General features: G+C 62.5%; 14 protein-coding genes. 2 read left to right on the forward strand and 12 right to left on the reverse strand.

The genetic code is table 11. The features are described 5' to 3' along the window. Nucleotides 1-19: 19 nt before the first annotated feature. The 3 genes from lpdA to A6764_RS13530 form a co-directional block, all read right to left on the reverse strand. The gene (gene lpdA, locus A6764_RS13520; protein ID WP_029099503.1) at nt 20-1,441 is read right to left on the reverse strand and encodes a dihydrolipoyl dehydrogenase; all 1,422 of its coding nucleotides are present in this window, start codon (nt 1,439-1,441) and stop codon (nt 20-22) included. Between the two features lie 169 nt (nt 1,442-1,610). Further along, on the reverse strand, nt 1,611-2,702 hold the full coding sequence (locus tag A6764_RS13525) for a Glu/Leu/Phe/Val dehydrogenase dimerization domain-containing protein (RefSeq protein ID WP_044897632.1): 1,092 nt from the start codon (nt 2,700-2,702) through the stop codon (nt 1,611-1,613). 228 nt (nt 2,703-2,930) lie between these two features. Next, nucleotides 2,931-4,997 carry a sigma 54-interacting transcriptional regulator gene (locus A6764_RS13530; protein ID WP_029099501.1) on the reverse strand — a complete coding sequence of 689 codons (2,067 nt, stop codon included), beginning with the start codon at nt 4,995-4,997 and terminating at the stop codon, nt 2,931-2,933. Between the two features lie 150 nt (nt 4,998-5,147). On the opposite strand from A6764_RS13530, the gene A6764_RS13535 reads away from it, so the two are divergent. After that, on the forward strand, nt 5,148-5,423 hold the full coding sequence (locus A6764_RS13535) for a DUF2627 domain-containing protein (RefSeq protein WP_065066242.1): 276 nt from the start codon (nt 5,148-5,150) through the stop codon (nt 5,421-5,423). 10 nt (nt 5,424-5,433) lie between these two features. Here the strand turns inward: A6764_RS13535 and A6764_RS13540 are convergent, their stop codons facing one another. From A6764_RS13540 to A6764_RS13575, 8 genes are all read right to left on the reverse strand, one after another. Next, a complete protein-coding gene (locus tag A6764_RS13540) occupies nt 5,434-6,309 on the reverse strand; it encodes a hypothetical protein (protein ID WP_029099499.1) in 876 nt (291 codons plus the stop codon). Then, nucleotides 6,294-6,983 carry a glycosyltransferase family 2 protein gene (locus A6764_RS13545; RefSeq protein ID WP_044897634.1) on the reverse strand — a complete coding sequence of 230 codons (690 nt, stop codon included), beginning with the start codon at nt 6,981-6,983 and terminating at the stop codon, nt 6,294-6,296. Before A6764_RS13545 ends, A6764_RS13540 begins: the two co-directional genes overlap by 16 nt. Further along, nucleotides 6,970-7,527, reverse strand: a complete 558-nt coding sequence (locus A6764_RS13550; RefSeq protein ID WP_065066240.1) for a copper transporter — start codon at nt 7,525-7,527, stop codon at nt 6,970-6,972. Before A6764_RS13550 ends, A6764_RS13545 begins: the two co-directional genes overlap by 14 nt. Nucleotides 7,528-7,539: 12 nt before the next feature. Next, nucleotides 7,540-8,676: a putative cytokinetic ring protein SteA gene (gene steA / locus A6764_RS13555; protein WP_065066241.1), complete on the reverse strand. Its 1,137-nt coding sequence runs from the start codon at nt 8,674-8,676 to the stop codon at nt 7,540-7,542. A 173-nt stretch (nt 8,677-8,849) separates the two neighbouring features. Continuing rightward, nucleotides 8,850-9,026 (reverse strand): DUF2759 family protein, encoded by a 177-nt coding sequence (locus tag A6764_RS13560; protein ID WP_065066239.1) that lies wholly within the window; start codon nt 9,024-9,026, stop codon nt 8,850-8,852. Nucleotides 9,027-9,182: 156 nt separating this feature from the next. Further along, nucleotides 9,183-9,959: a class I SAM-dependent methyltransferase gene (locus A6764_RS13565; protein WP_065066238.1), complete on the reverse strand. Its 777-nt coding sequence runs from the start codon at nt 9,957-9,959 to the stop codon at nt 9,183-9,185. Next, on the reverse strand, nt 9,956-10,330 hold the full coding sequence (locus A6764_RS13570) for a VOC family protein (protein WP_065066237.1): 375 nt from the start codon (nt 10,328-10,330) through the stop codon (nt 9,956-9,958). Before A6764_RS13570 ends, A6764_RS13565 begins: the two co-directional genes overlap by 4 nt. Before the next feature lies 1 nt (nt 10,331). Further along, complete coding sequence (locus A6764_RS13575; protein ID WP_065066236.1) at nt 10,332-11,120, reverse strand: class I SAM-dependent methyltransferase; 789 nt, start codon at nt 11,118-11,120, stop codon at nt 10,332-10,334. Between the two features lie 120 nt (nt 11,121-11,240). Here A6764_RS13575 and A6764_RS13580 point away from each other — a divergent pair, with 120 nt between their 5' ends. After that, nucleotides 11,241-12,107, forward strand: a complete 867-nt coding sequence (locus tag A6764_RS13580) for a LysR family transcriptional regulator (protein WP_029099492.1) — start codon at nt 11,241-11,243, stop codon at nt 12,105-12,107. On the opposite strand, the gene A6764_RS13585 is transcribed toward A6764_RS13580, so the two are convergent. Then, the gene (locus tag A6764_RS13585) at nt 12,104-12,925 is read right to left on the reverse strand and encodes a metallophosphoesterase (RefSeq protein ID WP_065066235.1); all 822 of its coding nucleotides are present in this window, start codon (nt 12,923-12,925) and stop codon (nt 12,104-12,106) included. The genes A6764_RS13580 and A6764_RS13585 overlap by 4 nt on opposite strands. Nucleotides 12,926-12,929: the final 4 nt, after the last annotated feature.

Here is a 12,929-nt window from a genome sequence, read left to right on the forward strand (position 1 = left end):
ACCCTCCTTGCTATTCGCGCTAAATGTGAATCGCCTTGCCGTCCACTGCCAGCGCCGCTTCCATGAGCGCTTCGGACAGGGTCGGATGCGGGTGTATGGCATGGCCGATTTCCCACGGAGCGGCGTCCAGGACGCGGGCCAGTCCCGCTTCGGAAATCATGTCCGTCACGTGGGGGCCGATCATGTGCACGCCCAAAAGGTCGTTGGTCTTCGCATCGGCCACCACCTTGACAAAGCCGTCGTTTTCGCCGTGGACGAGCGCTTTCCCCAACGGTTTGAAACTGAATTTGCCGACCTTTACCTCGTAGCCCTGCTGGCGCGCTTCCGCTTCCGTCAGGCCGACATTGGCCACCTCCGGCCGGCTGTACGTGCACTTCGGCACTTTGCTGTAGTCCAGCGGCTCCGGATTGAGGCCGGCCATGTGTTCCACGGCCAGGATGCCTTCGTGCGAGGCCACGTGGGCAAGCTGCAGTCCGCCGATGACGTCGCCGATGGCGTAGATGTGTGACTCCGCCGTCTGATAGTGCTGGTTGACGGCGATCACGCCGCGCTCCACCTTGATCTCCGTCGCCTCCAGGCCGATGTTTTCCACGTTGGCCTGCCGTCCTACGGATACCAGCAGCTTCTCGGCCGCAAACGTCTGCACGCCGCCGGCCGTCTCCGCCTGAATCGAGACGCGGCCGTCCGATTTCTCCAGGGTGTCCGGCAGCACCTTTGCGCCGGTGACGATGTTCACCTTGCGCTTTTTCAGCAGGCGGGCCATCTCCTTGCTGATCTCCTCGTCTTCCAGCGGCAGGATCCGGTCGGCGTACTCCACCACCGTCACCTCGACGCCGAAGTCGTTCAGCATGGAGGCCCACTCAATGCCGATCACGCCGCCGCCGACAATCGTGACGGACGACGGCAGTTCTTCCCATTGAAGCGCTTCGTCGCTCGTCACCACATCTGTGCCGTCAATCGTCAAGCCCGGCAGCGTCCGGGGGCGGGAACCGGTGGCAATGAGCAAAAAGCGGGGGACGATCATCTCCTGGTCCCCGTTCGGCTTTTCCACCCGCACGGCCCCTGCCTGCGGCGAAAAAATCGACGGCCCCATGACGCGGCCAACCCCTTCAAAAACCGCAATGTTCCCTTTTTTCATCAGGTACTGAACGCCCTTGTGCAGCTGCTCGACGATCCCCTGCTTGCGCGACTGCACCTTGCGGAAGTCGTAGCCCACGCTGTCGGCCAAGACGCCGTACTTGTCGCTTTCCTTCAGGGTCGCGTACACCTCGGCACTGCGCAGCAGCGCCTTGGAGGGGATGCAGCCGCGGTGCAGGCAGGTGCCGCCCAGCTTCTCCTTTTCGACGATCGCCACTTTCATCCCCAACTGGGAGGCGCGGATCGCCGCGACGTAACCGCCTGTCCCGCCTCCCAACACGACGAGATCAAATTCCTGTGACATGCGTTCCATCTCCTTTCGTCCGTGGGGGAGCGGCTGGGGCCGACTCCACCGTCCGGGATCTGCTTTCGCGTCCGGCGAATATGAACATTCACTCGGCTGGTTATGTATCGGGGCGTCCGCAGCGCTGCCGCGGGCGCTCCCCGGACAAGCCGCCGGTCAGACGGCGGTATTAGCGGTGATAAACAGTCTTGCCGTTCCGCAGGAATGTGTTGCGGGACTTGGCGACGCTGGCGATGCGCTCTTCCGCCATGCGGTCGGCCGCCTTGTAGGACGGTACGCCGTCACGTTCAGCGATCTCGAACACCTTCAGGATGTTGTCGTAGATCGTCTCCACCTTTTTCAGCGCCCGCTCCCGGTTGTAGCCCTGCAGCTCATCCGCCACGTTGATCACGCCGCCCGCGTTGATCACGTAGTCCGGCGCGTAGATGATGCCCATCTCATGAATCATATCGCCATGCCGTTCTTCTTTCAACTGGTTGTTGGCCGCGCCGGCGATCACCTTCGCCTTCAGCAGCGGAATCGTGTCGTCGTTGATGATCGCCCCGAGCGCGCACGGCGAGAAAATGTCGCAGTCGACGCTGAAAATCTCGTTGACGCCGACCGCTTTCGCGCCAAAGTCCTCAACGGCACGGTTGACGTTCTCCTCGTTGATGTCGGTCACAATCAGATGGGCACCTTCTTCATGCAGGTGGCGGCAGAGGTTGTACGCCACGTTGCCCACGCCCTGCACCGCCACCACGCGGCCCGACAGGTCGTCACTGCCAAACGCCAGCTTAGCGGCTGCCTTCATGCCGCGGTATACGCCGTAGGCGGTTACCGGCGAGGGGTTGCCGCTGGAGCCGAACGCCGGAGAGACGCCGGTGACAAAGTCTGTTTCCAGATGGATCATGTCCATGTCGGCCACGGTCGTTCCCACGTCCTCGGCCGTGATGTAGCGGCCGTTCAATCCCTGGATGTAGCGGCCAAAGGCCCGGAACAGTTCCTCGCTCTTGTCTTTGCGCGGATCGCCGATGATCACGGCTTTTCCGCCGCCGATATTCAGGCCGGCCGCCGCGTTTTTGTAGGTCATCCCGCGGGCGAGCCTGAGCACGTCAACAATTGCTTCTTCCTCGGATTTGTACGGCCACATGCGCGTGCCGCCCAGGGCCGGTCCCAGTGTCGTATCGTGAATGCAGATGATCGCTTTCAAACCGGAGTTTTCGTCTTGACAGAAGACAAGCTGCTCATAGTCGTACTTTTGCATGTAATCAAAGATGTTCATGATGAAACCTCCCTAGTATGATTCGTCTTCGCAATCCGGCAGTCGTGCGGAGAAGGCCCTTCTGCCTGCTCCCCGATTGGTATATTATGCAATAGTCGTGCCATAAAAGAAAGGGAATGAAAGCGCTTCATTTTTGCGAAGGACCCGCTCGGGCTTGCCTCTGCCCTGTGCATGATTTTGCACGGATAGGCAAAAGGTTGCATGCAAAAAATTGCATGGTCGTCTCGCTCAGCTCTGCTCCTCGGCGATCCCCAGCTTTTCCAGCTTGTAATAAAGGCTGCGGATCGAAATGCCCAGGCGTTTGGCCGCCAGCGTCCGGTTGCCGCGAGCGGCGGCCAGTTCGCGGATGATGTGCTGCCGCTCCGCTTCTTCCACCGCCTCTTTCAGCGTCTTGCCCGTGGAGGCGGCAAACGGCTGTCCCGGTCCGCCGAGGTTTCCGCTTTTTCGTTCCAGCGGCGGCAGATGCTCCGGCAGGATGACCCGCTCGCTGATCCGCATGTGGATCATCGCCCGGCCCAGCACGTTTTCCAGCTCCCGCACATTGCCCGGCCAGTGGTAGGAGAGCAGGATCCGCAGCGTCTCCGGGGCGATCTCCTCGACGCTGCGCCCGTACTCCTGATTGTACTTGCGCAGCAGGTGCAGGGCGAGCGGCTGTATGTCCTCCAGCCGCTGCCGCAGCGGCGGGATGTAGATCGGCACCACGAGGAGCCGGTAGTACAAGTCTTCCCGAAAGCGGCCCGCCTGGATCGCCGATTCCAGGTTGACGTGGGTGGCGGCAATGACGCGGACGTCGACGTCGATCGCCTTGGTGCCGCCGACGCGCACCACCTCCCGCTCCTGCAGGACGCGAAGCAGTTTTACCTGCATGCTCATCGACAGTTCGCCGATTTCATCGAGAAAAATGGTGCCGCCGCTGGCTTCCTCGAACAAACCCCGCTTGCCGCCGCGCCTCGCGCCCGTGAACGCTCCCTCCTCGTATCCGAACAGTTCGCTCTCCAGCAGATGCTCCGAAATCGCGGCGCAGTTGACGCGGATGAACTGCTTGTACTTGCGTTCGCTGGCGTTGTGGATGGCGTGGGCAAACAGTTCCTTGCCCGTCCCCGATTCGCCGCGCAAGAGCACGGTCGCCCGGGTCAAGGCGGCCTTTTGCGCCTGTTCGATTGCCGCCCGCATCGGCTCGCTGAAACCGATGATGTCGGCGAAGGTGTACTTGGCTTCGAGGGTGCGGATAATCTGGTGGGCCCGCTCCAGTTCTTCCGTCAGCCGTTTGATCTCCGACACGTCGTGGATCACCCCGACGCTGCCTTTCAGCTCCCCGTCCACCATGACCGGAGCCACGTTGACGACGACGTCCTTGCGTTTCGGTCCCAACTTCATATGTACGCCGCGAACCGGCTTTTTTGTCTTCAGGACACGCATGTGCATGCTGTCCCCTTCGGAGATGTCCACCGTTGCCGGCTTGCCGATGATGTCGTCAGGCTGCAGGCCGGTCAGCCGGGTGTACGCGGGATTGATTAACAGGCCGTTTCCCTTGGCGTCGACGACCGAGATGGCCTCGTCGGACGAATGAATGATCGCCTGCAGCATGCTTTTCAGTTCTTTCAGGTCGGTCACTTCTTCCGCCAGCGCCATGATTTCCGTGATGTCGCGGAAGATGGCGACGGCGCCCACCACCTCGCCTTGTTCGTTGCGTACGGGAACGCGGTTGGTGATGATGCGCGTCTGATTGGGCAGCACCTGCTCCTGGTTGAGCTCCGGCTGCCCCGTCTCCAATACAATATGTAAGCGCGTGTTGGGGATCTTCTCCGCTGCTACCGTCCCCAGCACATCCGCTGCCTCGAGGCCCATCAGCCGTTCCGCCGCCTTGTTGAACAGGGTGATCACCCCCTGCCGGTTGACGGCGATGATCGCGTCATGGGTGGAGTTCAGCATGGTCTCCCGCTCCCGCTGGTTCTGCGTCAAAGCGGCGATCAGCGCCTCCCGCTCGCTGATCAGCTTCATGATGATGCCGGTAAACGTCCCCGGAATCAGCGCCGTCTTTTCCTGTTTGAGGCGCAGGATCTCTTCATAGGCCGCCTGGTTGCCGGTCGCCTCCAGAATCACGTCCACGTCCCGGGACAGATACGGCCGAAAATCGGTGCCGACCTCGATTCCCAGCGAACGGGCCAGTTCCAGGCCCGGCGCGTCGCTCCGCTCATCCACCACGGCGATGATCGTCATCTCCTCCATGTTGCTCAGCAGCCGCAGGAGCGCCGTTCCGCCCCGGCCGGCCCCGACGATGAGCAGCTTGTGCATGCGCGATCCCTCTTTCCATCAATCAGAAATCAGACTGTTACCATTGTACCCCATGCGCGTCCGGTTGGACAGGCGCATGTTCCGTTGGACAAGGGGCGACCCATCCATTATGATGGGAAGGGAGCAAGTTGGAAAGGGGTGAAAACGCCCTTGATCGGCCAAAAACTGATCGCGCTCCTGATCATGGTGATTCCTGCAGCGCTCGCCATGTACGGAATCAAACTGATCCGCGATGCGCTTTTTTACTCCGTAACCCCCGACGTGGACTTTCTCTGGGGAAAGCTGCTGCTGGGCCTTTTGCTGTTCGTGGGTCCCGTCAGCTTTATCGGCGGGTTCATCCTGCACCACGACCGGAAGCGGAACCGCGTACAGCCCCGCTTCATGAAACGCGATCCGGAGGACGACGAAGACAAGAACCAGGCGTGACGACCTGGTTCTATTTCGTTTCGGCCGGACGGCCCCACTGGTCCAGCCGGTTCAGCCAGCCGACGGATTGGATCACGCGGGAAAAGGAAACGAATTCCGCCAGCAGGTGGAGGCCCGCAAACACGAGCAGGATGGCAATCTGCACGGCGAGCGGCAGGTTGGTCGCGAGGCCGAACCCAGCCGCGAACCCCAGGTAGTTGGCTCCCGTGTCGCCCAGCATCAAGCGGCCTGCGGCGTCATGCCGAAACACCAGCGCAGCCGCAGCCGCAACGGGAACCATCCATACCCAGCAGGGCGCGGCCCCTGCCGCAAACGCCCCGCCCCCCACGGCCACGGCCGCAAGCAGCGCGAACACCTTGAGCGCGCGCGCCGGCCGCAGGTCAAACATGTTCAATACGTTGGGCGACAGCGCCAGCAGGCCGGCGGCTGCAAGCGCCGGCAGCGTCTCCCCGTAAAGGGCGAGACTGACCAACAGGGCCGTGCTCCCTCCTCCCCACGCTTTCCACATGCCGCCGGTCATGCGCCGTTCCTTCCAGAGCGCGCCGAGGTGGCCGCGGAAGCCTTTTACCGCTTTGTCGGAACTGCAGTCGTCCAGCCAGCCCCAAAACGCCATCGACGCCGAGCCGGCCAGGAACAAAACGCCCACGCGCAGCATGGCAGGCTCTTCGGCGGCAATCAGGCAGACGAGCAGCATGGCCGCCTGCGCGGCGGCTGCATGGCAAAAGACCGCCACGCCGCCTCCCGTCACCACGTCTTCGCCCCTGTAATTCTTGCGGATCATGCCCCGCTGGCGCAGCTTCTCCAGAAAGGCGGAAAACAGCAGCCAATGCCCGACCGCGGGGACGCCGACGCCGAGCGACAGCAGCGCCATCAGTTTCGCGTCCACATGCCTCCCTCCCACCATTTGCGCCCGAGCGCCCGGCCGATCGCCAAAAATTCTTTTCCCCGGTGACAGCAACCGGCCCAATCATTTCCGGTCTGCCGGTGGGAAAAGGCGACCGGCACCTCCAGCACCCGGTACCCGGCTCGAAGCGCATCGATGGTCAGCCCGACTTCGATGCCAAAGCCCGTGTCCAAACGCCCCGTGTGTTCCAGCACCTGGCGGCGAACGGCCCGCTGCCCCGACAGCGGCGCCCGTGCCCGATACCCGGTCAGCAGCCGGATGCCGTGATGCGCCAGCCCTTTTGCCAATCCCACGCCCGCCTTTCTCGCCGGAGCGGGAAGTACGGCCACTGCCATGTCGCAGGCGCCGGCGAGGACGGGAGCGAGCAGGTCGTTCGCTTCCGCCGCACTTTCCCGCAGATCGCCGTCCAAGAGCAGCACGATGTCACCGCCGGCACGCCGCCAGCCCGTCTGCAGCGCCCCCCCTTTGCCCTGGTTGCGCGGCAGTCGGATCACCAGATCGGCCCAGCCGTCCGCCAGTTCGCCCGTCCCGTCCGTACTGCCGTCGTCGACGACGATCAGTTCGTCGCAGGTGACGCGCTCGCGGACAGCCCGCAGCGTGGGAACGATGGAGTCGGCCTCGTTGTAGGCGGGAATAACCACGCTAACTGTTTTCACGCGCCTCCCTCATTTCCGTCAGCAGCTTTTGCACGTTTTCCAACAACCCCCACTGTTTGGCCGGCGAATCGGGCACCTCTTCCGCGTACAGCCAGCGGCAGTCGCGCGGCAGCTTCGCCAACCAGTCCGGCTGCACGGGGCCAAAGACCAGAAGCGGCCCGTCCAGCGGCACGCTTCCCTCCCGGTAGGACAGCACGTTTACCCCGACGGAGCGGAACATCTGCTTGAGCCGCCCCATTCGCTGCTGATCCGCATGCCAGACGTACACGCTGCTTCCCCTCAGCTCATCGGCATACCGGGTGGCCAACAGCCGCTCCACTTCTTCGTGGCTCCGCTCCATTTCCACCAAGATCCGGTTTAGCTGCTGCTTCAGCTCGCTGTTGCTGCGCAGCGCCTGGTCGTATTTGACTTCCATGTTCTTCAGGACTTCCTGTTCCTTCATCGCAAACCACGATTGTCCGGCCGTTCCCCCCAGCAGGATCCCGATACCCAACGCGAGAAACACTGCGGCCAGCGAAATCAGGTGATGACGAAAGTGAATCAATTCCGTCGCCTCCTAAAATGCCCAACTGCGCCACTGCACCCACCACATCTGCACGGCGTGGCGCGCGACCGGGTTGACCGCCAGAGCGGCCGCAACCGGAACCAGTGTGGCGGCGATCATCAGCGCCCACCAGTTCCACGACCAGCGCGGCTGGTAGAGCTGGCTGACGCCCTTGGCGTCGATCAGCTTGGGCCCGATTTTGGTGCGTACCAGCAGGGTGCTGGCCATGCCTTTGCGTCCTTTCTCCAAAAAGTCAATCATATTGGAATGCGAGCCGATCGTGACGATCAGCTTCGCCTGTTCCTCGTAGGCGAGCAGCATCGCGACGTCTTCGCTGGTCCCCGGCGCGGGCAGCAGGTGATAGCGCAGACCCAGCGCCTCGACCCTCCCCCGTCCGGGCGCGCTGCCGTCGGGAAAGGCGTGGACCACCACCTCCGCCCCGCAGCACAGGGCGCGGTCGGAAATGCTGTCCATGTCCCCAACGATCAGGTCGGGCGTGTATCCGCACTCCATCAACGCGTCCGCCCCGCCGTCCACGGCGATCAGCACCGGCCGGCACTCGCGGATGTAGGATGAGAGCATCCGCAAATCCTCCCGATAATGTCTGCCGCGCACGACCACCACCACATGCCGGTCCGCCATCCGCGTGACCAAGGGTAGCTTGCGCAGCGGATGGAGAAACAGTTCTTTTTCCCGTCCGGCGAACTGCAGGGTGTTGTCGATAAACTCGGACAGCACGTCGTCCAAGCGTTCGTCCGCCTCCCTCCGCTTCGCCGCGATCCCATCGGCGGTGACGGCCCGAACGGCGGCGACCGGACGCCACTGCCCGTCGGTGTGCACCAGCAGCGCATCGCCCGACACCGCCGCCCGCCTGCCATCCAGCTCTTCCACCAGGCCGCTGTGGCCGCCGACGACTTCGTACATGGGAATCCCCGCTTCCAGGAGTCTGATCGCCCCTTCCGCGGGGTAGGTGCCGGTCATGAACGGGGAGAGGTTGATCACGGCCTGCACGTTGGCTTCCAGCAGCGAACGGGCCGCCACCTCATCGACATCGGCGTGATCCACCAGGGCGATTTGCCGGGGCTGAAGCCGTTTGCAAAGCTGTTTGGTTTTGCGGTCGGCCGCGATCGTGGCCGCGCACGCAAACATGCCGGTAGCACTGCGCTTGCCCACCTGTCCCACCTCCATCCCTAGTATGCTAATGATTTCCGTCGGCCATGCAATTCGGGAAAAGAAAAGGAGGCCGCGCAATTTGCGCAGCCTCCGCATGCAACCGCTTTCGTCCCCCTCGCGAATGACCCCGTGAACGCGAGGATGGCCCCCTATACACCTTTTGTCGCGTAGTAGATAATCAGTCCGTCTGCGAACAGGAAAACAGCCAGGGACAGCAATCCGAATCCGACCGCAAACTTGTTTTTGGCTTTCATGGAACGGAACACGCCCAGTGCGATGAAGAACGTGAACACGAACATCAGGATATCGAACAGCGTAATTTTCATCCGAAAGACAACTCCTTTAAAAAAATGACGCGCAGGAATAGAATGGCACTTTCATTATATAGAATCGCCCACGGGTATACAAGTCGTATCGGAATTGTGACAAACGATTTCACAATTGTGGGGCCACTGGGGAAGGGTGGATACTGGTAGTGTGTCTCATTGTTTCGCTCCTATCCAGATGGTCCAGCGATCCCGTTCCACGATGGCCCCGCCTGAAGCGAGCGGCTCCTTCATGGTATCGACCAGCGCGCGCAGCTCTTCGTCAGAGAGGGCGTGCAGAATCGATCGCCCGGTCCGCTGGAGCAAATCCTGCGTCAGTTCCTCCCATCCCGGATAGACGCGCCGAGTCTCCCACAGCACATGCGTGCGAATCGTTCGAAACCCGGCTGTCCGCATCGCTTCCCGCACATCGGCATCGGCGGGGCGGCGCCCCTTTTCCAGCTCCAGCAGACGCGGAAACCGGGCGAAAAAGTACCCGCGCAGATGTGTGGGGGAACCCGGCAGGGCCACGTCCTCCATCGTCCGATCCTGCACGATCGCCAGACCGCCGGGAACGAGCAGACGGGCGACTTCGGCAAAGAACCCGTCCAGCTCGTCCAGATGATGAATCAACGCTCTGGCAAACACCACGTCGGTGCTTTCCCCCGCCATCCCCGTCCGCAGGGCGTCGCCGCGAAGAAATGTCACGTTTTGGCAGTCGCGACAGGTCTCTTTGGCTGCCTCCAGCATGACTTCGGAAAAATCAACGCCGACCACCGCTGACGCTCCCATTTCCGCCCATGCTCTGGTGTATATCCCGCCGCCGCATCCGATGTCCGCCACGCGCTTGCCGGACGGGTCCAGCCATCCGCGGATCGCCTCCGTCCAGCTCTCGTCCGCCCGCCGGCCAGCGTACGCATGGCGATTCTGTGCCGCATGGAAATCGATGCTCATGAATCGATCCGCTCCATGAACTCCAGCCGGTTGCCGAACGGATCGTCGGCAAAGAAGCGCTTGACGCCGGGGATCTCGTCCCCTTCCCGGACCGTCACTCCGGCCGCCTCCAAACGCTGCCGGAGGGCTTCCAGATCGCTTGTGAGAAACGCGGGATGCGCTTTTTTCGCAGGAGCAAAGGAGGCCTCGACACCGACGTGCACCGTCTGCGAACCGCATTGAAACCAGACCCCTCCCCGCCTGCGCAGCGCTTCCGGCTTCGGCACCTCCGGCATGCCCAGCACATCGCGGAAAAAGCGGCGGGCCTCCTCTTCGCATCCGGCCGGCTTGGCCACCTGCACGTGATCCAATCCGATCCACCGATGGCTCATCTCATTCGCCTCCTTTTTTGCACAGGACCATCCACTCGTCGATCTGGTGCGATTGGACGCGTCCGTCTTGTACGTCCAGATTCCAGTACGCTTTCATCGCCTGCGGCGCGTCCAGCAGGCAGCGCTCCACCGCTTCCTCCTGCTCCTTGGATGAGGCGGTGCGGGCCACCCACTGCGGAAACGGGAAGCGCTTCCGGCGCAGGCGGTCTTGCAGTTCCCGCAGGCCGTTTTCCTGAAACAGGCGCTGCCACTCCGCAACCGACAGACAGCGCACGTGGCTGATGTCGCGCAGTGTCTCCACCCGGTTGACGATCGCGGCCAGCTCCGGTTCCTCCGGCGCCACGTTGTCGATCAGCAAAAACAATCCTCCCGGACGAAGAACGCGGCACGCTTCGCGGACAAAAGCGGCCGGGTCGGGAAAGTGGTGGGCGGCGATGCGGCAGCACACGGCGTCAAACGATTCGGACAAAAACGGCAGTTGTTCCGCGTCCGCCTGCACGTGCACAATATTCGTCAATCCGGCCTCCCGGTGGGCCCTGGCCGCCGCCTCCAGCATCGGTACAGTCAGATCGGTCGCCACCACGAAGCGGCAGTGCGGAGCCAGCGTTTTGGCCACATGGCCGCCGCCGGTCGCCACATCCAGCACCACCCAATCGCCGTTCGGCTTCAGCCATTCGACCAAAAGCGGCAAGTCCTCCCCCTTGGCGTGCGTCATGCTGGTCACATACGCCTCCGCATCCCGGCCGAATTGTTGTTGAACCGTTGTTTTCACGTCGTCTTCCCGTCTCATCGGGACCACCTCCTGTTCCCATCCTATTCCATGAACGCGCAGCTTTGTTATAGAATATGGATTACGAGCCATCAATGAATTCGATAACCAGCGAAGACGACATGGTTTCAGGAGGTTCCCATGGATTTGCAAAGCCTGGAGGTGTTTTTGGCGATCGCCCGCCACGGCTCCCTGAACCGGGCGGCCCACGCCATGTTTCTCGCCCAATCCACCGTGACGCACCGGCTCAAGCAGTTGGAACGGCAAGTGGGCACACCGCTGTTCGTCCGCACCGCTACAGGTGTCAGCCTGACCGGGGAAGGGAGGCGCCTTCTGCCGGTCGCGGCCGCCGTCGTCGAGCAGCTCCGTGCATTTTCCCAGCACAGGGAGAAACGGCAGGCGCTGACCATCGTCGCCGGCAAAGCGTTCGCGTCGTACGAGCTGCCCCGCCTGATCGGCGAGTACCGCCGCGCCCACCCGCACTTTACCTGTTTCGTCCGCTCCACGCTCTACGAGGAATCGATTTCCGCCCTCCTGACCGGTGCCGCCGACATCGCCTTTCTCGGCCACGAGGTGTACCACCCTCACATCCATCAGGAGTTCTTGCCGAGCGACCGGATTCTCCTGGTGACCGCTCCCGAGCATCCGTGGGCCGGCGGATTCCCCGGTTTTTCCCGCTGGGGGGCAGAGCCCGTGATAGCCTTCGGCGACCACACCGCGCCGTTCCGGCAGCGGGTTGACCGGTTCCTGGCGCAGCACGGCGTATTTCCCAACGTGATTATGGAACTGGACAGTTTCAGTGCGGTAAAAAAAATGGTCCTCCAGCAGTTTGGTGTAACCATGCTGCCGGAACGAACCATCCGGGAAGAGGTGGACGCGGGACGGCTGATTGCCATGGACATCGCCGGCGGAGAACTGACCCGCCCCACCTTGATTGCCTACCTGCATGCCAAAAAGGAGGACGACGCGTTTCAGCGGTTCGTCCAGTGGATCAAGGACGCCTACTAAACCAGCGTGAGGACGGTCACTTCCGGCCGGCAGAGAAAACGGACGGGCAGAATGGTCGTGCCCAATCCCCTGTTGGTGTAGACCGGCATCCCGCGCTCGCCCGCTTGCATCAGGCCGGACACGTATTTTTGGCCCAGCTCGGGAGTCGCCAGGTGGCCGATGAGCGGGAGCCGCACCTGTCCGCCGTGACTGTGGCCGGACAACTGCAGATGGACCGGAAAACGCGCCGCCTCATCGGCAAAATCCGGCTCGTGCACAAGCAGGATCACCGGTTCGCCTGCGGGAATGCCCGCCAACGCCCCCGCCAGGTCAGGCGTGCCGTGCAGCACGTCGTCCACGCCGGCCACATAGAGACCGGCCCCTTTGTGTTCCGTCCGCACATGCCGGTTGTTCAGCACCTGAAATTCCGCATCCAAGAGCGCCTGGTGGATGACGGCCTGCTGTTCGTAGCGCCAGTCGTGATTGCCCAGCACGGCAAACTTGCCGAGCGGCGCCTGCAGCGCCCGCAGCACGGGAACCGCCGCTGACAGCAGCCGCGTGCTCTTGTCCACCAGGTCGCCGGTAAAGCAGATCAGATCGGGCTTCTCCCGGTTGATCAGGTCCACCACCCGCCGCAGTTCTTCAATTCCCCAGTACGGTCCCAGGTGCGTGTCGCTAAAATGGACCATACGGACGCCTTTCAGCGCCTGCGGCCAATCGGGAAGGGAGACCGGGAGCGAGACCACCTCCAGTTGGTGCCGTTCCCACCCGTATCCGTAGGCTCCGCACAGCGCCCCCACCCCGAGCAGCCCCAGGAGCCAGTGAATGCCTTTTGTCATGAAA

The organism is Brevibacillus sp. WF146, assembly GCF_001673705.2.
Lineage (GTDB): Bacteria > Bacillota > Bacilli > Brevibacillales > Brevibacillaceae > Brevibacillus > Brevibacillus thermoruber.

What these genes read in the sequence shown, in the direction of transcription:
- lpdA (WP_029099503.1), bottom strand. Translation starts at nt 1,441, where the DNA reads ATGTCACAGGAATTTGATCTCGTCGTGTTGGGAGGCGGGACAGGCGGT.
- A6764_RS13525 (WP_044897632.1), bottom strand. Translation starts at nt 2,702, where the DNA reads ATGAACATCTTTGATTACATGCAAAAGTACGACTATGAGCAGCTTGTC.
- A6764_RS13530 (WP_029099501.1), bottom strand. Translation starts at nt 4,997, where the DNA reads ATGCACAAGCTGCTCATCGTCGGGGCCGGCCGGGGCGGAACGGCGCTC.
- steA (WP_065066241.1), bottom strand. Translation starts at nt 8,676, where the DNA reads ATGTTTGCGTGCGCGGCCACGATCGCGGCCGACCGCAAAACCAAACAG.
- A6764_RS13560 (WP_065066239.1), bottom strand. Translation starts at nt 9,026, where the DNA reads ATGAAAATTACGCTGTTCGATATCCTGATGTTCGTGTTCACGTTCTTC.
- A6764_RS13565 (WP_065066238.1), bottom strand. Translation starts at nt 9,959, where the DNA reads ATGAGCATCGATTTCCATGCGGCACAGAATCGCCATGCGTACGCTGGC.
- A6764_RS13570 (WP_065066237.1), bottom strand. Translation starts at nt 10,330, where the DNA reads ATGAGCCATCGGTGGATCGGATTGGATCACGTGCAGGTGGCCAAGCCG.
- A6764_RS13575 (WP_065066236.1), bottom strand. Translation starts at nt 11,120, where the DNA reads ATGAGACGGGAAGACGACGTGAAAACAACGGTTCAACAACAATTCGGC.
- A6764_RS13580 (WP_029099492.1), top strand. Translation starts at nt 11,241, where the DNA reads ATGGATTTGCAAAGCCTGGAGGTGTTTTTGGCGATCGCCCGCCACGGC.
- A6764_RS13585 (WP_065066235.1), bottom strand. Translation starts at nt 12,925, where the DNA reads ATGACAAAAGGCATTCACTGGCTCCTGGGGCTGCTCGGGGTGGGGGCG.